The sequence below is a fragment of the Pseudomonas gingeri genome, assembly GCF_013385635.1.
GTDB classification, from domain to species: Bacteria; Pseudomonadota; Gammaproteobacteria; order Pseudomonadales; family Pseudomonadaceae; genus Aquipseudomonas; species Aquipseudomonas gingeri_A.
Map to the genome: position 1 here is coordinate 1 of NZ_JACAPR010000013.1, position 25928 is coordinate 25928.

A 25928-nucleotide genomic window follows, 5' to 3' on the forward strand; every position below is an offset into this window, starting at 1 on the left:
GCGAGTCCATCCAATTACAGGATTTGAGTCGTACTCGGACTCTGTGGGAGCTGGCTTGCCAGCGATGAGACCGGCACAGGCACTACTAATCCAACCGCACCACCCTGGACTCTTGCGCGCTGAGCCGCGCGGCATCCAGCACCCGGGTGGTTTCCAGCGCGTCTTCAGGCAACACCGGCACGGGTCCGCGTCCGGCCACCGCCTCCTGTAGCTGGCGGTAGAACTCTGGCCAGTTGCCGCGCTCGGACGGCACCTTTTCACGTTCGCGGCCTTGCTCGAACCAGCCCCAGTTACGGTGTTCTTCCACCCCCCAGCGTTCGCCCTCGGTCTTTGGCGAGCGCCCGGCCAGCAGCGCCTCGCTCTGCACATCCAGGCCCGTGACGCTGTAGCTGCCGGACTCGCCGGTGACGCGAAAACGCGGTCCCGGCAGATTCTGCACGGCATTGCCCCACAGGTGCGAAACCACCCCGTTGCGATGGCTCAGTGACAGAAAGAAATCATCATCGAGTCCCCCGTGAGCGGCGAGGAAATCCACCTCGGCATAGACCCGTGCCACCGGACCGAACAGTAGCAGCGCCTGGTCCACCAGGTGACTGCCGAAATCACGCAGGATTCCCCCACCACCGGGATCGCCGACGCTGGCCGGGGCATAACGCTCAATCCGCGATTCGAAACGGCTGATCCGGCCCAAGGCGTTGGCGGCAAGCATTTTGCGCACGGTAAGGAAGTCGGAATCCCAACGGCGGTTCTGGTAGACGCTGAGCAGCACGCCCTTGTCCCGTGCGGCCCGGATCAGCTCCTCGGCCTCGCCGGCATCGACGGCGAAAGGCTTGTCGCTGACCACGCCGACACCCCGTTCGATGGCTTCGAGGATCAGTTCCCGGCGACCGGCGAGTGGCGTGCAGATCACCGCGATATCGATACCGGCCTCGACCAGTTGCGCCAGGTTGTCGAACGCTGGCAGGCCGGGATGATCGGCGGCCAGCTGACGGCGTCGCCCGGCATCGCGACTGACCACACCGACAAAGGTCGCCCCCGTCAGGCTGGCCAGCAACGGCCCATGGAAATAACGGCCGCCATGGCCGTAGCCGACGAGTCCTATACGCATGACAAGCTCCTTTGCATGAGGGAATGCGGGTCGACCGCGATTTTTGCGGTGTTCATGACATCGCCTTCGCGGGCAGCCCGCTCCCGCAGTATCCGTGTCGAACATGAGTCAAGCGTGCGACACAACCCTTGTGGGAGCGGGCTTGCCCGCGAAGAGGTCAGGCCTGCCAGCACAAGGCCCCGGATCAGTTATAGAATGCCGGCCTTGGTGGCAAGCCGATCCGTACGATGGCGCCACTGTTCTGCGCTTCGATACAGGCATCCGCCGCCACCGCCGCGGCAAACCCGTCCCAGGCCGATGGTCCGCCAACCTGCCCGCCCCGCACACCATCGATAAAGGCCTGCAACTCGACGTCATAGGCGGCGATAAAGCGGTCCTTCCAGTCCATCAGGATCGCGTTGGACAGCTTGGCCTGGCTGCGCAACTGTACCTGGGACGGCTCCGGCAACCGGGCGATACCGGTTTCCCCGACCACTTCGCACTGGATGTCGTAGCCGTACTGGCAGTTGACGAAGACCTCGACATCGATTCGCGTACCGCGCGCCGTCTCCAGCAAGACGATCTGCGGGTCCTTGAGATGAGGGAAGGCCTTGGGCGACTTGCGCGGGAACACCACCTGCACCGAGACGTAGTCGTCGGCCAGCAGCCAGCGCAACACGTCCAGTTCATGGATCAGGGTGTCGGTGATCGCCATGTCGGTCTTGTAGTTCTCGCCCACGGTCGGGTTGCGGTGAGCGCAATGCAGCATCAGCGGTTCACCGATCTGGCCGCTGTCGATCACCGCCTTGAGGGCCTGGTAGCCCTGGTCGTAGGGGCGCATGAAGCCGACCTGGACCAGGCGCTTGCCATGGGCGACCTCGGCTTCGACGATCTTGCGGCAACCGGAGGCGGTCACGGCCAGGGGTTTTTCGCAGAACACCGGCTTGCCGGCGGCAATCGCCGCCAGGACAAACTCTTCGTGGCTCGGCCCCCAGGATGTCACCAGCACCGCTTCGACCTCCGGCGCCTTGATCAGCGCATGACCGTCGGGATAGACCTCGGCGACCAGGTTTAGCTCGGCCACGACCCGGGCCGCCTGTTCCAGGTCGATATCGGTGACCGCCACCACCTGGCTGCCCAGCAGGGTCTGGCTGCAGCGACGGATATGATCACGGCCGATGGCTCCGGTGCCGATCACGCCAAGCTTCAAGGACGACATGGAAATACTCCCGTTTATGCTCTTGTTGAGGGTCTGCAATCAGTACTGCCGGGCTTTCGCCAACTGGGCATTGAGGTTTTTCGCCACCGCATCGGTGCGTTCGCTGGTGGACACCTGCGCCACGCCGACCCGCCACCAGGACAGGTAGGAATGGATCATGGTCTTGGGCAGGACCTTGATATCGATCAGGGTCGACACCGTCTGCAAGCGCGCATCGGCCAGGGCCGCGTGCAACTGTTCGAGGGTGCTGACCTTGTAGCTCTTGCAGCCATAGGCGGCGGCACTCATGGCGAAGTCCACCGGCACGAAGCCGCCGTCGAGCTGGCCGGTCTGCGGATTGCGATAGCGGAACTCGGTGCCGAAGCTGTCCATGCCGTTGCCCATCTGCAAGTTGTTGATGCAGCCGAAGCTCATGTTGTCGAGCAGGATCACATTGATCTTGCGTCGCTCCTGGATCGAGGTCGCCAGTTCCGAGTGCAGCATCAGGTAGGAACCATCGCCGACCAGAGCGTAGACCTCGCGTGCCGGCTCGGCGAGTTTCACCCCCAGCGCGGCATTGATCTCGTACCCCATGCACGAATAGCCATATTCGACGTGGTAGGTATTGATCCCCTTGCTGCGCCACGCCCGTTGCAGGTCGCCCGGCAGGCTGCCGGCCGCGGCGACGATCACCGCATCGTCGGCCAGGGTCTGGTTGAGTACGCCGAGCACCCGGCTCTGGGTCAGGCAGGAACCGGTCAGCTCGATAAACTCGCGCAGCACCGCCGGATCGGTGTGATCGTTGACCTCCGGGACGAAGTCCGTGGCCTGGTACTCGACCTGGTAGACCCGTTCGATTTCCTCGTCGAGCCGTGCCCTGGCCTGTTGCGGCCGGTCTCCCCAGCCGGAGCGGTAGCCCGAGTCGGCCAGGGCCGCGGACAGCGCCTGCAGACCGCAGCGGGCGTCGGCCAGCAGTTGCACGCCATCGAGTTTCACGGCATCGCAGGGACTGATATTGAGGTTGAGGAACTCGACCTGCGGATGCTGGAACAGCCATTTCGACGATGTGGTGAAGTCGCTGTAGCGGGTACCGATGCCGATGATCAGGTCGGCATCCCGGGCCAGCAGGTTGGCCGCCAGGCAGCCGGTCTCGCCGATGCCGCCGACGTTCAGCGGGTGCGCCGAAACGATCGCGCTCTTGCCTGCCTGGGTCTCGGCGAAGGGAATGTCGAAACGCTCGGCAAAGGCCTGCAAAGCCGCACCGGCGCCGGAGTAACGCACTCCGCCGCCACAGATGATCAGCGGTGTGCGCTTGCCCTTGAGCAGGGCCACGGCGTCGTCGAGCATGGCTTCGCTGGCCGGCCGGCGCTCGATGCGATGCACGCGTTTCTGCAGGAAATAGTCCGGGTAGTCATAGGCCTCGGCCTGGACATCCTGGGGCAAGGCCAGGGTCACCGCGCCGGTTTCCGCCGGATCGGTGAGCACGCGCATGGCCTGGATCGCCGCGCTCATCAGCTGTTCCGGACGGTTGATCCGGTCCCAGTATTTGCTCACGGCCTTGAACGCGTCGTTGGTACTGATGCTCAGGTCGTGGAACTGTTCGATCTGCTGCAGCACCGGGTCGGGCTGGCGACTGGCATAGACATCCCCCGGCAGCAGCAACAGCGGGATGCGGTTGGCGGTGGCCGTGGCGGCCGCGGTCAGCATGTTCGCCGCCCCTGGCCCGACGGACGACGTGCAGGCGTAGATCCGGCGCCGCAGGTGCTGCTTGGCGAAACCGATGGCGGCATGGGCCATGCCCTGCTCGTTGCGGCCCTGGTGCACCACCAGACCGCCGCTGTCCTGCTCCAGCGCCTGGCCCAGGCCGAGGACATTGCCGTGACCGAAAATGGTGAAGACCCCGGCAACGAACTTGCTCTGTACCCCGTCGACCTCGACATACTGGTTATCGAGGAATTTCACCAGGGCCTGGGCCATGGTCAGTCGTGTCGTGCTCATGCAGCCACCTTGCTGTTCAGATGATCCATGCTCGCGCCCAGGGCCCGGCGGATATCCTCCAGGCCGTGAACGCTCTCGGCGAACGGTTCGAAGGACAGGTGCCCGTTGTAGCCATTGGCGAGCAAGTGACGGATCTGCGTGGCGTTACCGAGAATATCCGCCTCGCCCACCAGGACCCGATGGCCATCACGAATGGTCGCCAGTGGTGCCTGGGCATCCTCAACGCCGGAGATGTGCACCAGACCGGTCAGTTCGGGGAAAAATTCCTCCTCGCCCGCCAGGTGGTGATGAAAGGTGTCGTGGACCAGGCGGAACACATCCAGCCCGCCAATGGCCTTGATGGCATCCACCGCCTGGCGTTTGCGCCGCAATGAGCACTCCTCGAAGCCCAGTGGCTCGATAAAACCGAGAATGCCGTATTCGCGCAGGATCGGCGCCAGTTCGCTCAATGCCGTGCGCAAGCCCGTGGCGCGTTCGGCGGCATTGCGTGGGTCGGCACGGTCGTTCAACGGGCACATGACCAGCGCCTCGGCCCCACAGTCATGGGCATAACTCGCCAGCCGGATGGCCTGGGCACGGCGCTCGTCATTCCAGACATCAAAGGGATACAGGGCGTTGATGGACAGTACCCGCAGGCCTTGCGCGGCACACAGGCGGCGAATGTCCCGGGGCGAACTGCCGTCCTCGATCTCGATGCCCGCGAGGTCGTTGCGGATCTCGATGGCATCGGCCCCGAGGCCGACCGCCAGGGCGATGAAGTCCGCCAAGGCAAGACGTGGGGCAACCATACGATTCAGGGCGAAACGCAGGGGCTGGCGCATTATTGTTGTTCTCCGTGGGCAAGGGCTGGCATTCGTCAGAGGTCCATCAACCAGGCGTGTTGCGGGTCGTTGTGGAACTGCCAGACGCGCTTGGGGCCGGCCATCACGTTCAGGTAATAGGACTCGTAGCCGTACGGCACGCTGACCGGGTGATATCCCTTGGGCACCACCACCAGGTCGCTGTTCTCCACGGCCATGGCCTGGTCGAGGCTGCGGTCGTCGGTGTAGACCCGCTGGAAGACAAAGCCCTGGGGCGGGTTGACCTGGTGGTAGTAGGTTTCCTCCAGGAAGCTCTGGTGCGGCAGGTCGTCGGTGTCGTGTTTGTGCGGCGGGTAGCTGGAAGAATGCCCCGACGGCGTGCGCACCTCGACCACCAGCAGTGAATGCGCCGGTTCACTGTCGGGCAGAATGTCGCAGACATAACGGGTATTGGCGCCCTTGCCGCGCACGCTGCGCTTCATGCCTTCGGGTCGGATCAGGCGTGCCGGCAGCGTCGCGGACGCCGAGCCCGGTGCCGCGCAGACGGCGATCTGCACATCGCTCAAGGCAGTAATCCTGGCTTGACTGTGGGGCGGCAGGTACGCGGCATAGGGCGACTTGTCCTCGAACACCGAATGACGTTCACCGATATTGTCCCAGTGAAAGGCACCCTGCCCCGGCGTCTCGCCCTGGATATCGACCCGCCCGGACAGCAGCACCAGGCACAGCTCGCGGTCATCGGCGCTGACCGGCAGGCTTTCACCCAGGCTCAGGCGATAGGCGGCGAATCCCACGTACTCCAGGGCGCCGGCGGGCAAGGCGACCATCTGTTGGCCACGGGGTGAACTCTTGACCAGCAGATTCATGGCGCGATCCTCTCGTTGAGCAGTGCCCGCAGGGTGTCATAGCCTTTTTTCGCGTAGGCGTAACTCGGTGCCACCGCCGGATCCTGCTCCGCCTCGACCACCAGCCAGCCCTGATAGCCGGCGGCCAGCAACACATCGAGCAACGCGGCAAAATCGATATCGCCGTCGCCCGGCACGGTGAAGGTGCCGTTGATGATGCAGTCCGGGAAACTCCAGAGTTGGTTGCGCGCCAGTTGCACCACCGGCTTGCGCACATCCTTGAAATGCACGTGGCAGATGCGCCCGATATGCTTGCGCAGGACATCCAGCGGTTCGCCACCACCCATGTAGCAGTGCCCCGAATCGAACAGCAGGCCGACTTCCGGGCCGGTCAGGCGCATCAGGGTATCGATGTCCGTCGGCGACTCGACATAGGCGCCCATGTGATGGTGGTAGGCCAGGCGTACGCCCCGGGACAAGGTGAACCGCGCCAGTTCGGTGAGTTTGTCGGCGTAGACCTGCCAGGCCTGTTCAGTGTGAAAGCGTGGCCGTTCGACCAGGCGGATGCGCTGGCCCTGGATCGAGTCGGCGACTTCACCGTAGACCAGCACCTTGGCGCCGTTCTGTGCCAGCAACTCGACATGGCTGGCGATGGCGTCGATTTCCTCGGCGGCGCAACGCTGTGCCAGACGGCTGGAGTACCAGCCTGAGACCAGGGCCAGGCCATAAGGACGCAGGACATCGCCGACCCCCTTGGCATCCTTGGGAAACTTGCCGTTGAGTTCGAAGCCCTCGTAGCCGATGGCCTGGCCTTCGCTCAAGGCGGTGCTCAGGGGCGTTTCGCCGCCGAGGGAAGGCAAGTCGTCATTGCTCCAGGAAATCGGGTTGATGCCAATACGGATAGCGGGCATGGACTGCACCTTTTCTTGTTGTTCAACAGACGCTTCTCGATCGTTCCCACGCTCCGCGTGGGAATGCATATCGTGACGCTCTGCGTCACTGGACGCGGAGCGTCCATGGCTGCGTTACCACGCGGAACGTGGGAACGATCATCAAATTGGTTTCCATCTCAGGCCCTGGCTTCACGCCAGGCATCGATCAACTGCACGAAAATCGCCTGCACCGCGCGAATCAGCCCTTCGTCGTCGATTTCCCCCGCCAGCCAGGCCCGGCTCGGCTCATGGTGGATCGTACGACCGACCGCGAATCCGCGACAGGTGCTGCTGCTACGGGCCTGGCGAAAGCCTTCGGCAAGGGCCTCGGCCGGTGCATTGAGGCCGAGCAGGACGACGCCACGGCAGTACGGGTCGCGCTCCTGGATCAGGGCATCGAGACGCTGCCACTCCTCTGCGCTCTGCGCCTCGATCTTCCACCAGGCCGGGAAGATGCCCAGGTTGTACAGGCGCTTGAGCGCGCGATAGAGCACATCGGGATGGGACGAAGGATGATCCTTGGGCGGGATGATCTCCAGCAGCAGCTCATGACCACTGACCTGGGATGCCTGGTACAGCCCGAGGATCTGCGCTTCCTGTTCCAGGCGCAGCATCGGCTCGTCATCGGGATGGTATTGCACCAGGCACTTGATGATCTGCTCCCGGGGCCAACCGATCAGGTTGCTGCCGACGGAGCGCCCGTGCTCGAACGCCAGCGGCCGCGAACCCTGGACTTCCACCGGACGCGCGACCCACCAGCCACGCCCGGTCGCGGCATTGAGGGCGTCCTGGCCAAAGCGCTGGTCCGCCAGCAGGCCGATATCCGCCGCCACGCCCTGGTCTTGCAGATCGGCCTCGACCCGCTCCACCGCCTGGATGAACAGTTGCTTGAGATGACTGATACAGGCCGGATCGCGCCCGCCCTGCTGCGCCAGCTCCACCAGTTGCCCGCGATGATCGAAGGCAAAGATGAACAGTTGCTTCCAGGATTTGCGCGGCACGCTGACCTGATGCAGGCGTTGCAGCAACAGGTCCTGGTCAGGCCGGGTAATCGGCACCGGGCTGCTGAACAGGTAATCCAGTTCGGCCCGGGTCGGCATCGCCGGGGCGCAGGCATGCCGGGAAACCACCAGGCCACCGCAGGCATTGGCCAGGCGACAGCATTGTTCGTCGTCGGCACCTTCCAGCCAGCCACTGAGGAAACCGGCCATGAAAGCATCGCCGGCCCCCAGCACATTCAGCACTTCAACCCGCACGCCCGGATAGATCGCACCGTCTTCCAGGCGGGCCGGAATCGCCCCGTGGATCACCGTGCAACCTTGCGGGCCGAGCTTGACCACCAGGGTCGCGGCAGTCAGTTCGCGTACCCGGCGCAAGGCCGCGAGCAAGTCGGTCGAGCCGCCGGCGATCAGGAACTCCTCTTCGGTCCCGACGATCAGGTCGAAGCGCGGCAGGATCTTCTGTACATGGGCACTGACCTGCTGGTCGGCGACAAAGCGGGTTTCACCGTCAGCCTTGCCGGCCAGGCCCCAGAGCACCGGGCGGTAGTCGATGTCGAGCACACGCCTGACCTGATGCTTCTCGGCGTAGTCGAGGGCCTGGACGCTGGCGTTGTAGACCCCTTCGGTGGAGAAATGCGTGCCGGTGATCAGCAGGGATTTGCTCGAAGCGATAAAGCTTTCGGCAATGTCTTCGGCACGCAGTGCCATATCGGCGCAGTTTTCCCGGTAGAACACCAGGGGGAAGGTTTCGCGGTCCTTGATCCCGAGCAGGACCAGGGCGGTCAGGCGTTGCGGGTCGACGGTGATGCCACTGACATCACAGCCTTCGCGGGCCAGGGACTCCAGGAGGAAGCGGCCCATGTGATCGTCGCCGACCCGGCTCAACATGGCTGACTTGAGTCCCAGGCGGGCGGTCCCGAAGGCAATGTTGGCGGAAGAGCCGCCGAGGTACTTGGCGAAGCTGCTCACATCCTCCAACCGTGCACCGACCTGTTGCGCGTAAAGATCGACGCCCAGGCGTCCGAGGCAGATCAGATCCAATTGACGCCCATTGGCAAAACGAGTCTGGCCCATGCTGGCTCCTGTTATTTTTATCAGTCGGCGCCCCTCGCCCGAGCGGCGAGACACACGCTTGGTGGATGCAGACTAAAACGTCTGGCGGAGCCAATCAATATTTTTTCTATATATTTTTTATGTAGAATATTTTTTCCAATAAGCTCCAACAAAGTCACTCCGGTCAGGGTGCATCGATTCAGCCCGGCCGCCGGTCCCCATGGCGACGCTTTTTTTTGCGCCTACCCTGTAGACTGCGCAAGCCAACCTATTGTCAAGGGCCGGACACATGCCCTGCCCTAAAAGAACAAGCCAGAAGGATTCACTATGTCCAGCACCGATCAGCCGGCTTCGACCTCGCCTGTCGGCGACCTCCCCAGCCCCCCGATCAATGCCGAACGCCTGTTGCAACTGATCACCGAGGAGTACGAGGACCTGCCCCGCCAGCTCAAGCGTATCGCCAGCTACATGAGCCAGCAGAGTGACCGGATCATGGTCGATCGGATCAGCGATATCGCCCGCGAATGCGAAGTGCATCCCTCGGCGATCGTGCGCTTTTCCCAGCGCTTCGGCTTCAGCGGCTTCAGCGAAATGCAGGCGCTGTTCCGCGAGGCCTATACCCACAAGACCACGCCGGTACAGAACTACCAGCAACGCATCCGCAGCATGATTGCCAACAAGTCGCAGAAAGCCAGCGGCGGCGACCTGGCGCGCGAGTGCGTCAACGCCACGCTGTCGGGGATCGAGCGGCTGGGCCTGGAGCTCGACGATGAAGCGTTCGAAAAGGCCGTGGACCTGGTGGTCAACGCCGACAATATCTATGTGGTCGGCGTGCGCCGCTCGTTCGCCGTGGCCGACTACCTGGTCTACAACCTGCAACACACCAACAAGCGCATCCACCTGGTGTCCGGGCTGGGCGGCAGCTACCGCGAGCAGATGCGCAGCGTGCGGGCCAACGACCTGGTGATCGCCATCAGCTTCACGCCCTATGGCAAGGAAACCCAGCACTGCCTGCGCATTGCCCAGCACCACCAGGCCAAGACCCTGATCATCACCGACAGCAATCTGTCGCCCCTGGCCAAGCGGGCCAATACGGTGTTGCTGGTCAATGAGGGCAGTTCCTTCGCCTTCCGCTCCCTGAGCGCCACGCTGTGCCTGTGCCAGGCACTGTTCATTGCCGTGGCCTACCGGCTGGAACTGAAGATGGATGAAATCCATGAGCAGGTCGGGTTCGAGGACTGAGGGTTTCTCTCGTGCTAAAAAAGCCTCTGGTAACAAGGTGTTACACGAGGTTTTTATGTAAGAACATTAGCACTGCCGGTACTAACGAAGGATTATTCCGACAGTTCATGTTTTGCATACTGACCCGAAACTCGGATGCAGCAGAACATTCCTTTCTCGACTGCACGGTTTCCCACTTTCCAGTCTGGCTTAAACCTACACCCCTGCAAAAAACTAGAAAGTTCCTACGTATAAACCCGTAAATATGACGGGCACTAAAAGCCCCGCGCAGCCAACCCCACGCGAATCGCTGATTTACAATAAATCCGTCGACTGTTCGAACTTGAAACGCGAGTTTGCGCTGCTGAACGCACGCCACTTCCAGTTCTGTCGCGACACGCACGCCCCCTCTGACCTGATGCCGCCGCAGTTGGCAAGGAAGCGTCCATGAGCAAGAAAAACCGTCCGCAGATATCGGCCTGTCCCCCGTCGCAAGTGCAACTACCAGCCAGGCTCGCGCCTGCGGGAACCGCTGTCCCGCCGCCATTGAGCGGACTGATGGAATTGCGCGATGCGCTGGTGGCGTTCAAGGGGCCATTGGCCGATGACCCGGACTACCGCCGTGTCATCGAAGGACTGCTGTTCAACAATGAAATCCACGAACGGATCCTCGGCAAACAGGTTCGCGAGAGCGCCGGCCACTGGCTGCTCAACCCGCGGGGCAACCTAGACCGGCGCCTTGAGATCCACGCCCAGGGCCTGGGCGAAAGCCTTGATCAAGGGACCGCGCGCCGTGTTGTGGCGCAGGATCAGGTTGAATGAGGTGCTGAAGCAGATGGTCTCCGGCCGCAGCGCCCGCAACTGCCCCCGGTTGACCAGCGGGGTGGCGTAATGCTGCGGCAGGAAGCCGACAAAACGCCCGGTCTGGATCAACATCGCCACGGCCTCGACCTGGGAAGCGGAGGCCGAATAACTGTCGTGGCCGACAAAGTCGAGCTTGTCCCGGTGAATCGCATAACGGTGATTGACGAAGGCATGGTTACGCAGCACATCCCGGTCGATCAATCCATCGTCGAGATCGAACAACGGATGCCCGACACCGCAGTAAGCCTCGGACAGTTCCTCATACAGGGAGAAGTAATCGAACTCCTCTCTTTTCTGATACACCGGCACGATCCCGGCAACAAATCGTCCTTCGACCACGCCACGTTCGACTTCATCCAGTTGTGCCGCGTGCAGGCGAAATCTTACTTTCGGCGATTCATCGTTGATGATTCGCAACGCCGCAACTAACGGTGAGTTAAGATCGGAAATAGTGTTATCCACGACTCCAACACTAAGATCACCGACCAGTTCATTCTGTGCTGAACTAAGCCGATCACGAAACTTGTCCACCGAGGCAAATAACTCGATGGAGGCCTGATACACCAGACTCCCCTCTTCGGTCAGACAGAAACCTTCCCGACCGCGCGTGCAGAGGCGCATGCCGATGCGGATCTCCAGGTCGGAAATCTGCTTGCTGATGGCCGCGAGCCCCACATTCAGCTCATTCTGCGCAGCACTGAAGCCTCCGGCCTCGACCACCGCCTTGAATACCTTGAGCAATTTGAAATCCAGCCCGCTGAGGGCCAACGGCGCTCTCTGGCCGGGTTTTGCCGATGGGTTTCCAGAAGTGGAAAGTTGGGTTTCCATAATGCTTATTGACCTCAAACCGCCTATTCACCAGGATTTGTCCCACAACAAGAACATAGCCGGTCAATAATAATGAACACAGAAAACAAGGCTTGGCAACCACAATCAATTTCTGCAAATCAGCGACAACTCGCTGATTGTACGCGTTTAAAAACTGACACTTCGATCAGTTCCTTTCACTTGCAACTGCCCTCCTGAAAACGGCATGACCCATCCCGCTTCCGGCTGGCTTCGCCCCGCCCGAACGCTCGCTGCGGTCCTGCCTTGAACACTCAATCTGCGTGAGGAAAACAACAATGACCCAAGCCACCGATCGTCTCTGGGGAGCCCGTTTCAAGAGCGGTCCGTCCGCCGCCCTGGCCGCCTTGTCGCGTTGCCCGGAGCGCTACTTCCGCCTGACGCCCTACGACCTCGCAGGCTCCCGGGCCCACGCCCATGAATTGCAGCGCGCCGGCCTGCTCGACGAGCAGGAAACCCGGATCATGGTCGAGGCGCTTCATGTGATCGGCGAGGACTTCCAGGCCGGCCGCATCGCACCGACCCTCGACGATGAGGACGTGCATACCTTTATCGAACGCCTGCTGACCGAGCGCCTTGGCGCCCTGGGCGGCAAGCTGCGCGCCGGACGTTCGCGCAACGACCAGACCGCCAACGACCTGCGCCTGTTCCTGCGCGATCATGTACGGACCCTGGCGGTGGAAGTACTGGCGTTGCAACAGGCGCTGGTCGAACAGGCCGAGCAGCATGTCGAGAGCATCTGCCCCGGTTTCACCCACCTGCAGCAGGCCCAACCGATCGTTTTCGCCCACCACCTGCTGGCCCATGCGCAAGCCATGCTGCGCGACGTCCAGCGCCTGGTGGACTGGGATGCCCGCACCGCGCTGTCACCCCTGGGCGCCGCCGCCATGGCCGGTTCCGCCATCGCTCGCCAGCCACAGCAGTCGGCCCGGGAAATGGGTTACAACGGCGTGTGCGAGAACTCCATCGATGCCGTCGCCAGCCGTGACCATGTCGCCGAGTTCCTGTTTGTCGCCAGCATGCTCGGGATCAATATCTCGCGCCTGGCCGAAGAGTTCTGCCTGTGGTCGTCGCGCCAGTTCCGCTGGGTTGCCCTGGACGACGCCTACGCTACCGGCAGTTCGATCATGCCGCAGAAGAAAAACCCGGATATCGCCGAGCTGGCACGGGGCAAGGCCGGTCGCCTGATCGGTAACCTGACTGGTCTGCTGTCGACCCTCAAGTCCCTGCCGCTGTCCTACAACCGCGACCTGAGCGAAGACAAGAACGGCGTGCTCGACAGTGTCGACACCCTGCTGCTGGTGCTGCCGGCCATGGCCGGGATGGTCGCGACCATGACCGTCAATGTCGAGGAACTGCGGCGCCAGGCCCCCCTGGGCTTCACCCTGGCCACCGAAGTGGCCGACTGGCTGGCGGTGCGTGGCGTACCGTTCAAGGAAGCCCATGAAATCACCGGGGCGCTGGTCAAGGCCTGCGAAGCCCGGGATATCGAACTCTGGGATGCCAGCCCGGCCCTGCTGGCCGAGATCGACAGCCGCCTGACCCCGCAAGTGCGCGACAGCCTGACGCTCGAAGCCGCCATCAATGCCCGCAGTGGTTGGGGCGGCACCGCGCCGCAACAGGTTCGCGAGCAGATTGCCCGGTTGAAAACCGCCCTGGCTGCGCAAGCGCAGTGGGCGTCCGAGTACAGCGGCTATCGTCTCTGAGCGTGTTGAGCCGCGCTATATAACGCTGTGGGAACACAGACAACACTGTAGAAACACATGACATTGTGGGAGCGGGCTTGCCCGCGAAGCTTTTGGCGATCCTGAGATCGCCTTCGCGGGCAAGCCCGCTCCCACATGGAGAAACACCATGAGCCAGACCCAGGCAGAACGCCTCCTCGCCGAGCGCAAGCAGGCCGAGAACCAGTTCGACATTACCCAGTACGAGCACGTGCCCCGGCGTTACTACGGGCGGATCTTCTTCGCCACGGTGATCGTCATCGCCCTGGTCGGACTGGTCCGCGCCTTTGCCAACGGCCAGATCGAATGGGCCTATATCGGCCAGTTCTTCACCGCCAAGTCGATCCTGACCGGCCTGCTCAATACCCTGATCATGGCCGTCCTCGCCATGATCCTGGGCATTGTCTTCGGCGTGATCACTGCGATCATGCGCATGTCGAGCAACCCGATCCTGCGCTACGTGGCGATCACCTACACCTGGCTGTTCCGTGGCACACCGCTGATCCTGCAGTTGCTGCTGTGGTTCAACCTGGCGCTGATCTTCCCCACCGTCGGCATTCCCGGACTGTTCCAGCTCGACACCGTCAGCCTGATGACCCCGTTCGTCGCGGCACTCCTGGGCCTGAGCATCAACCAGGGCGCCTACACCGCCGAAGTGGTACGTGCCGGCCTGCTGTCCGTGGACACCGGCCAGTATGAAGCGGCCAAGTCCATCGGCATGCCGCGCCTGCAGGCCCTGCGTCGGATCATCCTGCCCCAGGCCATGCGCATCATCATCCCGCCGGTGGGCAACGAGTTCATCAGCATGGTCAAGGCGACCAGTCTGGCGAGCGTGATCCAGTATTCGGAACTGCTCTACAACGCCCAGAACATCTACTACGCCAACGCCCGTGTGATGGAGCTGCTGATGGTTGCCGGTATCTGGTACCTGCTGGCCATCACCGTCCTGTCCTTTGGTCAAAGCCGTCTGGAACGCCGATTCGCCCGCGGCGCCGGCAAGCGTTCGTAAGCGTCCTGGAGAATTCGAACATGAGAAGCATCGTCAAGGCCGTGAGCCTGAACAAATACTACGACTCGTTCCACGCCCTCAAGGACGTCAGCATCGAAGTCGAACAAGGCGAAGTGCTGTGCATCATCGGCCCGTCCGGTTCCGGCAAGAGCACCCTGCTGCGTTGCGTCAACCAGTTGGAAAAGATCGACAAGGGCGGCCTCTGGGTCGACGGCGAACTGGTCGGCTACCGTATTGCCGGCAACAAGCTGCACGAGCTCAACGAAGCGCAGATCGCCCGCCAGCGCCTGGCCACCGGCATGGTGTTCCAGCGCTTCAACCTGTTCCCGCACATGACCGTGCTGGAAAACATCATCGAAGGTCCGGTCCAGGTCCTGCGCCGCTCGCCCAAGGAGTCCGTCGAGGAAGCCCTGGAACTGCTGGCCCGGGTCGGCCTGGCCGACAAGCGCAACAGCTACCCCATCGAGCTGTCCGGCGGCCAGCAGCAACGGGTGGCCATCGCCCGGGCCCTGGCGATGCGGCCCAAGCTGATGCTGTTCGATGAACCCACTTCGGCACTCGACCCGGAACTGGTCGGTGAGGTGCTGTCGGTGATGCGCGATCTGGCGCGCACCGGCATGACCATGATCGTCGTCACCCATGAACTGGGCTTCGCACGCGAAGTCTCGAACCGCATGGTGTTCATGGACGGCGGGCAGATCGTGGAGGAAGGAAGCCCCGAAGAAATACTAATAAGTCCACAGAACCCTCGCACCCAAAGCTTCATTTCTGCCGTTCGAACCTAGGTTCAACTGAACCTCACAACACTCATAAGAGAACGACCATGAAGAATTACGTAATCCCAGCAGTACTCGCCGGCCTGATGGCTTCCAGCTTCACCTGGGCCGCCGAATTGCCAGCCAGCATCAAGGCCAAGGGCGAAATCGTCGCGGCGATCATGCCCAACTACCCGCCGATGGACTTCAAGGACCCGGCCACCAACGAACTCACCGGGGTCGACTACGACCTGGGCAACGCCCTGGCCGAGCGCCTGGGCGTGAAGATGAAATGGCAGGAAACCTCCTTCGAGCAGATGGTCAACGCCCTGACCACCAAGCGCGTGGACATCGTGCTGTCAGGCATGACCGACACCGCCGAACGCCAGAAGGCCGTGGATTTCGTCGACTACTTCACCAGCGGCTCGCAGTTCTACACCCTGGAGAAGAACAAGGACATCAACCAGATGACCGATATCTGCGGCAAGACCGTCGGTACCAGTCGCCGTACCACCTTCCCGGCGGAAATCGCCGCCTGGAGCAGCGCCAACTGCCCGGCTGACAAGCAGATCAAGGTCATCGGCACCGAAGGTTCCGCCGACGCCCGCGCGCAACTGCGCCAGAGCCGCATCAATGCCGCCGTGCAAGGCAGCGAGACCCTGCCGTACCTGGCCACCCAGGAAAAGAACACCTTCAAGATCATCGGCACGCCGATGACCGTGCAGTTCACCGGGATCGGCGTGAGCAAGGAAAACCAGCAACTGCGTGACGCCATCCAGGCCGCCCTGCAGAGCATGATCGCCGACGGCAGCTACCAGGCCATCCTGAAGAAATGGGAACTGACGGTGGGCGCGATCGACACCGTCTCAGTCAACAAAGGCCAGTAACCGCTGGTGTAGAGAAGGAATAGCCCCCCATGTCCCCGACACCGACCTGGCCAGGCGGGCACAAAGCCTGCCTGGCCCTGGCCTTCGACCTCGACGGTCCGACCGGCGATGCCATGCTCGACGACTCGATCTGGCACAAGCCCGAGTACTTCGGCTTTGGCGGCTATGGCCCTTACCGGGCATTGCCGCGCCTGCTGGACCTGCTGGAAGAGTTTCGCCTGCCGACCACTTTCTTCGTCCCGGCCTGGGTCGTGGAAAACTGGCCGCGCCAGTGCCAGGCGATCATTGAACGTGGACATGAGGTGGCCTACCACGGCTACAAGCACGAATCCTTTTACGCCCTTTCGCTGGACCAGCAGAAGGACGTGATGAAGAAATGCCGCGAGGTGTTCTGGCAACACCTGCATATCCGCGCCGAGGGCTTTCGCACGCCGTCCGGCGACTGGCATGCCGAGACCCCGGCAATGCTGGTGGAAGCCGGCGTGACCTACTCCAGCAGCATGCGCGGAGATGACCGGCCGTACCTGGTGAATGTGCCCGGTCACCGCCAGCCGCTGGTGGAGATTCCCGGTCGCTGGGAGATGGACGACTACGCCTCCATCGCCTACACCCGCGGGCCGGACTTTCCATCCGGGCTGGATCGCACCGCCAGCTACGAGCTGACCCTCGATAACTGGTGCCGGGAGTTCAATGGCGCCGCGGACGAAGGCCTGTGCCTGACCACCCTGTTCCATCCCAAGATCACCGGCAAGCCGGGGCGCCTGCTGTTGCTCGAACGGCTGTTCGAACATATGCGCCAGCGCGATGACGTCTGGTTCGCCACCTGCCGCGAGGTCGCCCAATGGTGGCTCAAGGAGCATCATCATGGCTGAGTTCCAACGCACGGTAGTGTCAAAGCCCGCTTTCCAGAGCCCCTGGCCCGCACCGTATCGCAGCGCGGTGGTGATCACCGTCGATTACAACGATATCCACGGCATCCTCACCCAGGCCCCGCAGGTCGCCGGGCGCGACAAGACCCTGTCGGTCTGGCGCTATGGCAGCCAGCGCGGGGTCGAGCGCCTGCTCGGCCTGTTCGACGAGTTGCAGGTGCGCAGCAGCTGGTGCATTCCAGGCATCGTCGCCGAGGAGCACCCGGCGCATATCCAGGCGATCCTCGCCGGCGGCCATGAGATCGCCTGTGCCGGTTATCGCCACCAGAACTACGATCTGCTCAGCCTGGCCGAGCAGCGGGCGGCGCTGGTCCAGGGTTGCGAGGCCCTGGCGACCTTGACCGGGCAGCGGCCGCGAGGCTTCCGGATTCCCGCCGGTAACTGGCTGCCGGGTTTTACCGAGGCTCTGCAGGAGCAAGGGATCCACTGGTCGTCGTCATGGCGCGGCGACGATCTGCCGTTCGCCCATCCGACCGCCCCACGGTTGATCGAGCTGCCGCTGCACTATGAGCTGGAAGACGAGCCCTACTTCGCCTTCAACCTCAGCCCCGCGGTGCCGCCGGCACAATCGCGGATCGCTTCCTACAGCCATACCCTGGGCAATATGCAGATGGACTTTGCCGGTTTCCACCGCTTCGGCCTGTGCTACGTATTGCGCCTGCACCCGGAAATCATCGCCACGCCGGGTCGTATCGGTGTACTGCGCGAGCTGCTCCAGGGGATCCGGCAGCACCAGGATGTGTGGATCGCCACTGCGCAAGAGGTCGCCCAATGGTGGTCGCAGAACGCGGCGCCGATGACCGAGGACCATCCGGCCGCGGTCTACGAGCGGCACTACCGAACCTACCTGCCCGCACAGGACTGACCTGCCATGAGCGAACGCCTGCAGCGCCTCGCGCGCTTTTGTGTCGAGAGTCGCTTCGAAGACCTGCCCGTTGCCCTGGTGGAACAAGCCAAGCGACATATCCTCGACACCTTTGGCGCGGCCCTGGCCGGGGCCGACAGCGAGGTCGCGCTCGGCGTGCGCCGGGCCCTGGACCTGGCCGGTGAGGGTCGTTCGCCCATCTGGGGCAGCGACCTGCGCACCCAGGCCAGCCAGGCCGCGCTGCTCAACGGTATCGCGGCCCATGCCCTGGAGCTGGACGATACCGGCGGCTGCGATCACTCCGGCGCGGTGGTGCTGCCGGCGGTGATGGCTGCCGTCAGTACCTGTCGCGAGCCGGTCAGCGGCAAGCAACTGATCTGCGCGGTGGTGATCGGCTACGAGGTCGGCCGCCGGGTCCTGGAGGCTTGCGGCGGTTACGAGCAGCACAACGGCAGCGGCTGGCACTCCACCGCGACCTGCGGGGTGTTCGGCGCGGCAGCGGCCTGCGGGCGGATCCTCGGCCTCGATCCGGCACGGATGGCTTCGGCGCTGGGCATTGCCGCCAGTTTCAGCGGCGGACTGTGGGCCTTTATCCACGACGGCTCGCAGAGCAAGCGCCTGCACAGCGGCCGCGCCGCCGAAGGCGGATTGCTCGCGGCGCGTTTCGCCCGCGAGGGCATCAGCGGGCCGGGCCGGGTGTTCGACGATGTCTGGGGCGGTTTCCTGCGCACCCTGGCCGGGGAACAGGCGCGGCCCGCGGCGCTGGAGGATGGGCTGGGGCAAATCTGGAAGCTCGCGCGCTGCTCGATCAAACCTTATGCCTCCTGCCGGGGCACCCATTCGGCTATCGATGCGGTGGGCATGCTGCTCGGGCAATTGCAGGTCGAGGCCTGCGAGGTCGAGAACGTTCACGTCTCGCTGTGCGGCTTCCTCGAGAACATGTGCGGCGGGCGCGACGCCAGCTCGCTGGCCGGCGCGCAGATGAGCCTGCCGTACGCCCTGGCGGCACGCCTGGCATTCGGTCATGTGCGACTGGAGGCTTATGGCGAGGAAAACCGCCGGTCGCCGCAGATCGCCCAGTGGATGTCACGGATCCACCTGGAAGTCGATCCGCAGCTGTCCGACGACGGCGAACCGTGGGTGACGCTGTGCACCACCGATGGGCGCGAGGCACGGCTCTGTGTCGAGGTACCGCTAGGGGCGCCGGGCAACCCGTTGAGCGACGACGGCCTGCAAGAGAAGTTTTTCAGCCTGGCGACCCGGGCGATGCCCAGGGCACGGGCCGAAGCTTTGCTGGAGAGGTTGTGGCGACTGGAAGAGCTGGAGTCGGTCGGCATCCTGGTTGAAGACGATTTTTTCTGACGAAACACAACTTTGCAGGAGCCGGCAAGCCGGCTCCTGCAAAGGCCATGCACGACGGCATTTCGTGGTGAAACGCCGAAAAAAACAACAAGGACATAAGCACTACTGTGGCCACCTATTCCCTCGTTATCCGTCGGTTGATGATCTGTTCCGTGACCATCGTCGTCAGCCGTGCAATCACCAGTCCGCTGCTGACCCTGTTCCTCAGCAGGAAGCTGGGCCTGAACCAGCAGGATGTCGGTCTGCTACTGGGCATCGCAGTGTTTATCGCGACCCTGATGTCGCTCTACGGCGGTTATGTCATCGACCGCCTGGAAAAGCGTCGGCTGCTGATCCTGGCCATGCTCTCCAGCGCCATCGGCTTCACCCTGCTGACCTTTGCCCAGAACCTGTACCTGACCACCCTGACCCTGATCATCACCGAAACCGCCTCGGCGCTGTTCCTGATCGGCTCCAAGGCGATCATCAGCGAAAACCTGCCCATGGGCCAGCGGGCCAAGGTGTTCTCGCTGCGCTACACCCTGACCAATGTCGGCTATGCCACCGGCCCCATGCTCGGCGTGGTCATCGCCGGGGTCCAGCCGCTGGCACCGTTCCTGATCGCCGCCGGGATCGCCTTCTCCAGCATGTTCCTGATGTTCGGCATCGCCCCTCACGCCCAGGCCCTGATCGGCAAGCCGGCGAGCTTTCTCGGCACCCTGTCGACCCTGCGCGGCGACCGCACCCTGATCATGTTCACCTGCGGCAGCCTGCTCAACACCATCGTCCATGGCCGCTATACCCTGTACCTGTCGCAGTTCCTGCTGGTCACCCACAGCAACCAGGACGCCCTGACCACCATGTCGGCGATTCTCGCCTGCAACGCCATCAGCGTGATCCTGCTGCAGTACCAGATCGGCCGCTTTCTCAAGCGCGAACAACTGCGCTACTGGATCGGCGTCGGCACCACCTTCTTCATCATCGGCCTGATCGGCTTCAGCTACGCCACCAACCTGGTGTCCTGGTGCATCGCGATGTTCATCTTCACCCTCGGCGAAATGATCATCTACCCGGCGGAGTATCTGTTCATCGACACCATAGCCCCGGAAAACCTGCGTGGCAGCTACCTCGGCGCGCAGAACCTGGCGGCCCTGGGCGGAGCCCTGAGCCCGGTGATCTGCGGCTACCTGCTGATCAATACACCGGCCACCACCATGTTCTATGTGCTCAGCGGCCTCACGGCACTGGGCGGCTGCCTGTGTTTCCTCGCCGGCCGGGGCATTCCTTCACTGCAAAAATAATGCACTTGAAGCGCATTATTATGAATTATCCAAAGGTTCGATCGAGCGGCACACTGTGCCGGTTCCTCCCCCAAATGTTGGAACTTTGAAAGGGCTTTGCGCCACGCGCACAAGCCCTTCTTTTTTCCCGTCGAAACCGAATTGGATCGTTCTCGCCATGCTTGCCCGCTGGTCACGCCGCCTGTTGCCTACCGCCCTCAACACCCGCCCCAGCGAATGGAGTCGCGCCGCTATCGGGGTTTCCCTCGGCACCCTGTTCAGCGTCTGGGCCTGTGCCCAGCTGTTCGGCCTGCCGGTGGCGCTGCACCTGATCGGCCCGCTGGGGGCCTCGGCGGTGTTGTTGTTCGCCGTTTCATCGGGCGCCCTGGCCCAGCCCTGGTCGATCCTCGGCAGCTACGGCTGTGCCACGCTGGTGTCGCTGCTGGTGGTGCACTTTCTCGACCGTAGCCTGGGCAGCGCCAGCCTGGCGGTGGGCCTCGCGCTTCTGGCGATGTGCCTGTTGCGTTGCCTGCATCCGCCGGCCGGCGCCCTGGCCCTGCTGATGGTGATCGCCGATCCGGACACCGTGGCGCTGGGCTGGCAGGTCGTGGAGCCGGTGATGCTCTCGGCGGTGTGCCTGTTGCTGATTGCCATCGGCTACAACAACCTGACACGGGTGCGTTACCCCAAGGTGCATATCGAACCGCCGGGTACCTTTCTCGCCAGCCATACGCCGGGCGAGTCGCCGGGCATCACCCGCGCGGACCTGGAGCAAGCCCTGGCGCAGATGGAAGAGTTCATCGATGTCACCCCCGAGGATCTGGAGCAACTGATCATCACCTGCGAAGCCCAGGCGAAACGTCGCAGCATCGGCGAGGTATTTTCCGCCAGACGCTGAGCTTTTTGCCCCAAGCTGGGGCGAATACCGGGTTGCGCAGTCGCACACGGTGCAACTTGAGCCCCGTGGTGCGAGCACTATTCGCGGGCAAGCCCGCTCCCACAACGACCGCGATGTCCCTGTGGAAGCGGGCTTGCCCGCGAAGGCGCTCTGCTGCCCGGTACAAGATCCGACTACTTGGCGCGAGCCTTGCAGTCACCGGAACAACCACCGTCAACGCTGACGGCTGATTTCACGACAAAGGCGCCGTGTTGCCCCGTTTCGACGGAGTGCGACACAGCGCCTTTTTCATTTCCGGGAAACTGCGGGGGAAACCATGACCCATACCACCGTGCGCAGCGTGTGTCCTTATTGCGGTGTCGGCTGCGGCATCGTCATGGAGGTCCGCGACAATCAGGTGATCAAGGTCAGCGGCGACAAGCAACACCCGACCAACTTCGGGCGTCTCTGCACCAAAGGCAGCACCTGCGCCCAGCCGCTGAACCATTCCGGGCGGATGGCGCAGGCCTTTGTCCGCCATGAGCGCAAACGCGATCCGGGCCAGGTGGGCATGGACCAGGCCATCAGTGAAACCGCCCGCCGCCTCAAGGCCATCCTCGAGGAGCACGGCCCCGATGCATTGTCCTTTTATGTCTCCGGGCAGATGTCCCTGGAAGCCCAGTACCTGGCCAACAAGCTGGCCAAGGGCTTTGTCCGCACCAATATGATCGAGTCCAACTCGCGCCTGTGCATGGCCAGCGCCGGAGCCGGCTACAAGCTGTCGCTGGGCGCCGATGGGCCGCCGGGCTCCTACCAGGATTTCGACAAGGCCAATCTGTTCTTTGTCATCGGTGCGAACATGGCCGATTGTCATCCGATCCTGTTCCTGCGCCTGATGGATCGCCTCAAGTCCGGGGCCCGCCTGATCGTCGTCGACCCACGGCGCAACGCTACCGCCGACAAGGCCGACCTGTTCCTGCAGATCAAGCCGGGCAGCGACCTCGCCTTGCTCAATGGTCTGCTGCACCTGCTGCTGAAAAACGGTCATACCGACCCGCAATTCATCGCCGCCTTTACCGAGGGCTGGGAAGCGCTCCCGGCGTTTCTCGAAGACTACAGCCCGGATCGGGTCGCGACACTGACCGGCCTGCCCGAGGCACAGATCCGCCAGGCGGCGCAGTGGATCGGCGAAGCCGCCGAGTGGATGAGTTGCTGGACCATGGGCCTGAACCAGAGCACCCATGGCACCTGGCACACCAATGCGTTGTGCAACCTGCACCTGGCCACCGGGGCGATCTGCCGTCCGGGCAGCGGTCCGTTCTCCCTCACCGGCCAACCGAATGCCATGGGCGGTCGGGAAATGGGCTACATGGGCCCCGGGCTGCCCGGCCAGCGTTCAGCCCTGGTCGCCGCCGACCGCGACTTTATCGAAGACCTCTGGCAAATCCCCCGTGGCAGCCTGAGCCAGACGGTGGGCGGCGGCAGTGTCGCGCTGTTCGAGGACATGCAGGCCGGCAAGGTCAAGGCCTGCTGGATCATCTGCACCAACCCGGTGGCCTCGCTGCCCAATCGGCAGAAGGTGATTGCCGGGCTCCAGGCCGCCGAACTGGTGATTGCCCAGGACGCCTTTCTCGACACCGAAACCAACGGTTATGCCGATATCCTGCTGCCGGCGGCGCTATGGGCCGAGGCCCAGGGCGTGATGATCAACTCCGAACGCAACCTGACCCTGATGCGCAAGGCCGTCGATGCGCCGGGCCAGGCCCTGCCCGATTGGCAGATCATCGCCCGGGTAGCCTGCGAAATGGGCTATGCCGAAGCGTTCAGCTATGCCAGCGCCGCCGAGGTGTTCGAGGAAATCAAGCGGGCCTGGAACCCGAAGACCGGCTACGACCTGCGGGGTGTCAGCTACGAGCGCCTGGAACAGACGCCGTTGCAGTGGCCCTGTGGCCCGGGTCAACTGCATGACCGCAACCCGATCCGCTACCTCAATGACGGCCTGGGCAAAGCCCGCCAACCGGCGGCCGACGGCAGTTACCCGCGCCTGCTGTTCCCCACGGCGAGCGGCAGGGCGATGTTTTTCGCCCGGCCCTGGCAGCCGGCGGCCGATCAACCCGGCGACCGCTTCCCGATGGTGCTCAATACCGGGCGCTTGCAGCACCAGTGGCACACCCTGACCAAGACCGGCAAGGTCGCCACCCTGAACAAGCTCAATCCCGGCCCTTTTGTCGAGATCAATCCGCTCGATGCGGCGCGTCTGGGGATCGCCGAAAAGGACCGCGTCGAAGTCCGTTCGGCCCGGGGCCGGGCGGTATTGCCGGCACAGATCAGCGAGCGGGTATTGCCCGGCAACTGCTTCGCGCCCTTCCATTGGAATGATGTGTACGGCGAAGACCTGGCGATCAATGCGGTCACCGGCGATGCCGTCGACCCGATTTCCCTGCAACCGGAATTCAAGTTCAGCGCCGTGACCCTGAGTCGGGTCGAGACACCTACGCCCGATCCCCTGCCCTTGCCCACGCGCACGGAGGCCCCGCACACGATGCAGACCCAAGCCCTGGCCCAGATCCTCGGGCTCGACACGCCACCCAGTATTCAACTGGCCCCTAGCGAGAACCTCTACCTGCAGGGTTTCCTGCTTGGTTTGCGCAGCAGCCAGGCCGTGGCGGGCGTGCCGGCGCTACCGGCCAACGCGCCACTGCAGCCCGCCAACCGGTTGATCCTCGAAGGCATCCTCGCCGGGCTGTTCGCCCGTCATGACGACAGCACTATGCAGCCAGCACCCAGTCGAGCGTCACAAGCCGAAGAACCGCCGTTGCTGCTGCTCTGGTCGTCCCAGACCGGCACGGTCGAAGCCTTCGCCAAGTCGGCTGCCGAACACCTGACAGAGAAAGGCCATCGGGTCCGGCTGGTGTCGATGGACAGCATCCAGGCCCAGGAACTGAGCCAGGCCGGTCGTGCGTTGCTGCTGACCAGCACCTTCGGCGACGGCGACCCGCCGGACAATGCCAATAGTTTCTGGCAGGCATTGGCGGCGGACAATGCGCCCAGCCTGGCGAACCTGCGCTTTGCCGTGCTGGCCTTCGGCGATTCCAGTTATGACCAGTTCTGCGGCTTCGGTCGCAAACTCGATGAGCGCCTGCACAGCCTCGGGGCGCAGCGTCTGGCGCCGCGGGTCGATTGTGAACCGGATTACCAGGAGCCGGCCGGCGCCTGGCTGGAAAAGCTCGACTCGGCGCTGTCCGAAAAGCCCGCTGCGGTTACCGGCAAGCCTCGCTACAGTCGCCAGCAGCCCTTGGCGGCGCGCCTGAAGCACAACTTTCTGCTCAGCGGCCCCGAAGCCGGCAAGGAGACCCGTCAGTTCGTCTTCGACCTGGGCGACAGCGGCCTCGACTATCAGGCCGGTGATGCCCTGGGGGTCTGGCCCAGCCACTGCCCGCGGCAGGTGGAACAATTGATGACCTGCCTGGCGGCGCAGGCCGATGCCGTGGTCACGATCAAGGACCAGACCCCGATGCCACTGGCCGAAGTCCTCAGCCGCCACCTGGAAACCGCGCGGATCAGCCCGGCACTGCTGCAACTGGTATTCCAGCGCTCCGGCAGTACACAGCTCAAGCGCCTGCTGGCCGATGAGCACAAGACCGAACTCAAGGACTGGCTCTGGGGCCGGCAACCGGCGGACCTGCTGCGGGAGCTGCAGGTCGATCTCAGTCCGCAGGAGCTGGTGGATTGCCTGAAGCCGCTGCAACCCAGGCTGTATTCCATTTCATCGAGCCCCAAGGTGCACCCCGGCGAGGTCCATCTGACGGTCTCCACCGTGCGTTACGAACACGCCGGACAGCCGCGCTCCGGCAGTTGCTCGGGTTTTCTCGCCGACCGCGCCGAAGGCCTGCAAGTGCCGATCTTCGTGCAGAAGTCGGCGAACTTCCGCCCGCCGGCCGATCCCCGCGCGCCGATGATCATGGTCGGGCCGGGCACCGGCGTGGCACCGTTCCGCGCTTTTCTGCAGGAACGCCAGGCTATCGGTGCCACGGGCAAGAACTGGCTGTTCTTCGGTGAGCAGCATGCCACCAGCGACTTCTATTACCGACAAGAGCTGCAAGCGTGGTGTGAACAAGGCCACCTGCACCGGCTCGATACCGCGTTCTCCCGGGACCAGGCACAGAAGATCTACGTGCAGCAGCGCATGATCGAACAAGGCGCGCAGCTCTGGGCCTGGTTGGAGGAAGGCGCCGGCTTTTATGTCTGCGGCGATGCCAGCCGCATGGCACGGGATGTCGACGCGGCGCTCAAGCAGGTGGTGCGCACCCATGGTGGGCTGGATGCCGATGAGGCCGTGGCCTATGTCACTGCCCTGGCGGCGGACAAGCGTTATGTGCGGGATGTCTATTGAATGCTCGCTCGCGTTGAAACTGA

Annotated in this window: 20 protein-coding genes; 12 read left to right on the forward strand and 8 right to left on the reverse strand. The window is 63.4% G+C overall.

Features of this window, described 5'->3' with window-relative positions:
* Window positions 1–85: 85 nt before the first annotated feature.
* The 7 genes from HX851_RS41005 to HX851_RS41035 all read right to left on the reverse strand — a co-directional run bounded on the left by HX851_RS41005 (window position 86) and on the right by HX851_RS41035 (window position 8935).
* Window positions 86–1108, reverse strand: a complete 1023-nt coding sequence (locus HX851_RS41005; protein WP_177063846.1) for a Gfo/Idh/MocA family protein — start codon at window positions 1106–1108, stop codon at window positions 86–88.
* Window positions 1109–1292: 184 nt separating this feature from the next.
* Window positions 1293–2306, reverse strand: coding sequence for a bifunctional inositol 2-dehydrogenase/D-chiro-inositol 1-dehydrogenase (gene iolG, locus HX851_RS41010; RefSeq protein WP_177056849.1), 1014 nt, complete (start codon window positions 2304–2306; stop codon window positions 1293–1295).
* Window positions 2307–2345: 39 nt separating this feature from the next.
* Window positions 2346–4283, reverse strand: coding sequence for a 3D-(3,5/4)-trihydroxycyclohexane-1,2-dione acylhydrolase (decyclizing) (gene iolD, locus HX851_RS41015; protein WP_177063847.1), 1938 nt, complete (start codon window positions 4281–4283; stop codon window positions 2346–2348).
* Entirely contained in the window at window positions 4280–5104 is an 825-nt protein-coding gene (locus HX851_RS41020; protein ID WP_177063848.1) for a TIM barrel protein, read from the reverse strand. Before HX851_RS41020 ends, iolD begins: the two co-directional genes overlap by 4 nt.
* A 35-nt stretch (window positions 5105–5139) precedes the next feature.
* Window positions 5140–5949, reverse strand: a complete 810-nt coding sequence (gene iolB, locus HX851_RS41025) for a 5-deoxy-glucuronate isomerase (RefSeq protein WP_177063849.1) — start codon at window positions 5947–5949, stop codon at window positions 5140–5142.
* The gene (iolE, locus tag HX851_RS41030) at window positions 5946–6839 is read right to left on the reverse strand and encodes a myo-inosose-2 dehydratase (protein ID WP_177063850.1); all 894 of its coding nucleotides are present in this window, start codon (window positions 6837–6839) and stop codon (window positions 5946–5948) included. Before iolE ends, iolB begins: the two co-directional genes overlap by 4 nt.
* 158 nt (window positions 6840–6997) lie before the next feature.
* Window positions 6998–8935 carry a bifunctional 5-dehydro-2-deoxygluconokinase/5-dehydro-2-deoxyphosphogluconate aldolase gene (locus HX851_RS41035; protein WP_177063851.1) on the reverse strand — a complete coding sequence of 646 codons (1938 nt, stop codon included), beginning with the start codon at window positions 8933–8935 and terminating at the stop codon, window positions 6998–7000.
* Window positions 8936–9241: 306 nt separating this feature from the next.
* Between HX851_RS41035 and HX851_RS41040 the strand changes: the two genes are divergently transcribed.
* Complete coding sequence (locus HX851_RS41040) at window positions 9242–10156, forward strand: MurR/RpiR family transcriptional regulator (protein ID WP_177056843.1); 915 nt, start codon at window positions 9242–9244, stop codon at window positions 10154–10156.
* A gap of 426 nt (window positions 10157–10582) precedes the next feature.
* Window positions 10583–10957, forward strand: coding sequence for a type VI secretion system contractile sheath small subunit (locus tag HX851_RS41045; RefSeq protein ID WP_177063845.1), 375 nt, complete (start codon window positions 10583–10585; stop codon window positions 10955–10957).
* On the opposite strand, the gene HX851_RS41050 is transcribed toward HX851_RS41045, so the two are convergent.
* Window positions 10862–11827 carry a LysR family transcriptional regulator gene (locus tag HX851_RS41050; RefSeq protein WP_177063852.1) on the reverse strand — a complete coding sequence of 322 codons (966 nt, stop codon included), beginning with the start codon at window positions 11825–11827 and terminating at the stop codon, window positions 10862–10864. The genes HX851_RS41045 and HX851_RS41050 overlap by 96 nt on opposite strands.
* Window positions 11828–12123: 296 nt before the next feature.
* Here HX851_RS41050 and argH point away from each other — a divergent pair, with 296 nt between their 5' ends.
* The 10 genes from argH to HX851_RS41100 all read left to right on the forward strand — a co-directional run bounded on the left by argH (window position 12124) and on the right by HX851_RS41100 (window position 25905).
* A complete protein-coding gene (argH, locus tag HX851_RS41055; protein WP_177056841.1) occupies window positions 12124–13551 on the forward strand; it encodes an argininosuccinate lyase in 1428 nt (475 codons plus the stop codon).
* 148 nt (window positions 13552–13699) lie between these two features.
* Complete coding sequence (locus HX851_RS41060) at window positions 13700–14578, forward strand: amino acid ABC transporter permease (RefSeq protein ID WP_177056840.1); 879 nt, start codon at window positions 13700–13702, stop codon at window positions 14576–14578.
* 20 nt (window positions 14579–14598) lie between these two features.
* Window positions 14599–15363, forward strand: coding sequence for an amino acid ABC transporter ATP-binding protein (locus HX851_RS41065; protein ID WP_177056839.1), 765 nt, complete (start codon window positions 14599–14601; stop codon window positions 15361–15363).
* Window positions 15364–15401: 38 nt separating this feature from the next.
* Complete coding sequence (locus HX851_RS41070) at window positions 15402–16220, forward strand: ABC transporter substrate-binding protein (protein ID WP_177063853.1); 819 nt, start codon at window positions 15402–15404, stop codon at window positions 16218–16220.
* Window positions 16221–16249: 29 nt separating this feature from the next.
* On the forward strand, window positions 16250–17092 hold the full coding sequence (locus tag HX851_RS41075; protein ID WP_177063854.1) for a polysaccharide deacetylase family protein: 843 nt from the start codon (window positions 16250–16252) through the stop codon (window positions 17090–17092).
* Window positions 17085–18014, forward strand: a complete 930-nt coding sequence (locus HX851_RS41080) for a polysaccharide deacetylase family protein (protein WP_218170455.1) — start codon at window positions 17085–17087, stop codon at window positions 18012–18014. The genes HX851_RS41075 and HX851_RS41080 overlap by 8 nt, the downstream gene beginning before the upstream one ends.
* A 6-nt stretch (window positions 18015–18020) precedes the next feature.
* Window positions 18021–19376 (forward strand): MmgE/PrpD family protein, encoded by a 1356-nt coding sequence (locus tag HX851_RS41085; protein ID WP_177063855.1) that lies wholly within the window; start codon window positions 18021–18023, stop codon window positions 19374–19376.
* Window positions 19377–19483: 107 nt separating this feature from the next.
* On the forward strand, window positions 19484–20656 hold the full coding sequence (locus HX851_RS41090; RefSeq protein ID WP_177063856.1) for an MFS transporter: 1173 nt from the start codon (window positions 19484–19486) through the stop codon (window positions 20654–20656).
* A gap of 157 nt (window positions 20657–20813) precedes the next feature.
* Window positions 20814–21533 (forward strand): HPP family protein, encoded by a 720-nt coding sequence (locus HX851_RS41095; RefSeq protein ID WP_177063857.1) that lies wholly within the window; start codon window positions 20814–20816, stop codon window positions 21531–21533.
* Between the two features lie 316 nt (window positions 21534–21849).
* A complete protein-coding gene (locus HX851_RS41100; protein WP_177063858.1) occupies window positions 21850–25905 on the forward strand; it encodes a bifunctional nitrate reductase/sulfite reductase flavoprotein subunit alpha in 4056 nt (1351 codons plus the stop codon).
* Window positions 25906–25928 lie beyond the last annotated feature (23 nt).

Coding starts and splice junctions, on each gene's coding strand:
- HX851_RS41005 (WP_177063846.1), bottom strand. CDS start 1,108: ATGCGTATAGGACTCGTCGGCTACGGCCATGGCGGCCGTTATTTCCAT.
- iolG (WP_177056849.1), bottom strand. CDS start 2,306: ATGTCGTCCTTGAAGCTTGGCGTGATCGGCACCGGAGCCATCGGCCGT.
- iolD (WP_177063847.1), bottom strand. CDS start 4,283: ATGAGCACGACACGACTGACCATGGCCCAGGCCCTGGTGAAATTCCTC.
- HX851_RS41020 (WP_177063848.1), bottom strand. CDS start 5,104: ATGCGCCAGCCCCTGCGTTTCGCCCTGAATCGTATGGTTGCCCCACGT.
- iolB (WP_177063849.1), bottom strand. CDS start 5,949: ATGAATCTGCTGGTCAAGAGTTCACCCCGTGGCCAACAGATGGTCGCC.
- iolE (WP_177063850.1), bottom strand. CDS start 6,839: ATGCCCGCTATCCGTATTGGCATCAACCCGATTTCCTGGAGCAATGAC.
- HX851_RS41035 (WP_177063851.1), bottom strand. CDS start 8,935: ATGGGCCAGACTCGTTTTGCCAATGGGCGTCAATTGGATCTGATCTGC.
- HX851_RS41040 (WP_177056843.1), top strand. CDS start 9,242: ATGTCCAGCACCGATCAGCCGGCTTCGACCTCGCCTGTCGGCGACCTC.
- HX851_RS41045 (WP_177063845.1), top strand. CDS start 10,583: ATGAGCAAGAAAAACCGTCCGCAGATATCGGCCTGTCCCCCGTCGCAA.
- HX851_RS41050 (WP_177063852.1), bottom strand. CDS start 11,827: ATGGAAACCCAACTTTCCACTTCTGGAAACCCATCGGCAAAACCCGGC.
- argH (WP_177056841.1), top strand. CDS start 12,124: ATGACCCAAGCCACCGATCGTCTCTGGGGAGCCCGTTTCAAGAGCGGT.
- HX851_RS41060 (WP_177056840.1), top strand. CDS start 13,700: ATGAGCCAGACCCAGGCAGAACGCCTCCTCGCCGAGCGCAAGCAGGCC.
- HX851_RS41065 (WP_177056839.1), top strand. CDS start 14,599: ATGAGAAGCATCGTCAAGGCCGTGAGCCTGAACAAATACTACGACTCG.
- HX851_RS41070 (WP_177063853.1), top strand. CDS start 15,402: ATGAAGAATTACGTAATCCCAGCAGTACTCGCCGGCCTGATGGCTTCC.
- HX851_RS41075 (WP_177063854.1), top strand. CDS start 16,250: ATGTCCCCGACACCGACCTGGCCAGGCGGGCACAAAGCCTGCCTGGCC.
- HX851_RS41080 (WP_218170455.1), top strand. CDS start 17,085: ATGGCTGAGTTCCAACGCACGGTAGTGTCAAAGCCCGCTTTCCAGAGC.
- HX851_RS41085 (WP_177063855.1), top strand. CDS start 18,021: ATGAGCGAACGCCTGCAGCGCCTCGCGCGCTTTTGTGTCGAGAGTCGC.
- HX851_RS41095 (WP_177063857.1), top strand. CDS start 20,814: ATGCTTGCCCGCTGGTCACGCCGCCTGTTGCCTACCGCCCTCAACACC.
- HX851_RS41100 (WP_177063858.1), top strand. CDS start 21,850: ATGACCCATACCACCGTGCGCAGCGTGTGTCCTTATTGCGGTGTCGGC.